This window comes from Burkholderia dolosa, from assembly GCF_902499135.1.
GTDB lineage: Bacteria > Pseudomonadota > Gammaproteobacteria > Burkholderiales > Burkholderiaceae > Burkholderia > Burkholderia dolosa.
Map to the genome: position 1 here is coordinate 1 of NZ_CABVPR010000145.1, position 1,412 is coordinate 1,412.

General features: G+C 71.5%; 2 protein-coding genes. Both read left to right on the forward strand.

Going from position 1 to position 1,412, the window contains the following annotated elements:
* Positions 1 to 412 (forward strand): hypothetical protein (locus tag BUB20358_RS27910; protein WP_174905184.1); only part of this gene is annotated, 412 nt, incomplete at its 5' end.
* A gap of 155 nt (positions 413 to 567) precedes the next feature.
* Positions 568 to 1,412 (forward strand): type III secretion system inner membrane ring lipoprotein SctJ (gene sctJ / locus BUB20358_RS27915; RefSeq protein WP_174905185.1); only part of this gene is annotated, 845 nt, incomplete at its 3' end.

The window sequence follows — 1,412 nt, forward strand, 5'->3', positions numbered from 1 at the left end:
GGGTTCGGCGTCCGATCCGGCGCAGGTGCGCCAGTTCGATGCGCTGATGCAGCCGGGCGCCGCGACGGGCGCGGGTGCGTCGCCGTCGGCGGGCGCCGCGATGTCGCCCGCGGCCGCCGACGCGGCGCCGACGGTGCGGATGACGCCCGCGCAGGCGAACGAGTCGTCGCTCGTCGAGCGGCTGCGCGCGTACGGCAACGATCTGGACACGCGGTACGCGAACATCGACAAGCATCGCACCGAGATGCTGACGTCGATGGCCGACAACCGCAGCGATCCGCTGATGACGATGGTGCAGGCGATGGATTTCCAGTGGACGGCGACCACGACGATTTCGGAATACCAGTTGAGCCTGTCGGTCGCGCAGGCGGCGAACGGCTTCACGCACACGGTGCTGAAGACGCAGGAGTGACGTGGCGCGCGCGCCGCTCGTAACGGGGCGGTGTCGGCTGCCGGAGGCGCTGCGCGCGACGAACGGGACGACGCGGATACCGACGTATCCGCGACGGGCATGACGCGGCTGCGCGCGCCTCGCCGGGGCTGCGCGCGCCATGAAGCGGACAAACGATGACGACGATCGATTCGACGCCGCGCGCGCACGCGTGGCGCAACCGGGCGGCGCGTGCGCTGCTCGCGGGGCTGCTCGTGCTGCTGGCCGGCTGCCAGAAGGAGCTTTACTCGGGCCTGTCCGAGCGCGACGCGAACCAGATGATCGCGGTGCTCGGCGACGCGGGCATCAGCGCGTCGAAGGACAACGACGCGCGCGACGCGTCGGACCGCAACGCGTGGCAGGTGAGCGTCGCGGACGGCGACATGCAGTCCGCGCTCACCGTGCTGCAGGCGAACGGGCTGCCGAAGCCGAGCTACGCGAGCCTCGGCGAGCTGTTCCAGAAGCAGGGGCTCGTATCGACGCCGGCCGAGGAGCGCGTGCGCTATCTGTACGGCGTGTCGCAGGATCTGTCGCGCACGCTGCAGGACATCGAGGGCGTCGTGGTCGCGCGCGTGCAGGTCGTGATTCCGGAGAACGATCCGCTCGCGGACAAGATCAAGCCGTCGTCGGCCGCGGTGTACATCCGCTACCGGCCGGGCGTCGATCTGCGCGCGATGGCGCCGATGGTCAAGGATCTCGTCGCGCACAGCATCGAAGGGCTGCAGTACGACAACGTGTCGCTGTTCCTGCAGCCGGCCGCCGCGCGCCCCGCGCGCGTGGACGGCATCGGCAGCGCGGTGTCCGATATCGTGCGGCTGCGCTCGCCGCTCGGCTGGCTCGTGTTCGCGCTGATCCTGCTGACCTGCGCGGTGATCGCGCTGTCGGCCGCGCGCCGCGGAATGTTCGGCGCACGGCTCGCGGCGCTGCTCGGCGCGTCGCGCGGCGCGAACGCCGCGAACGGCACGGGCGGCAGCGCGCTGCG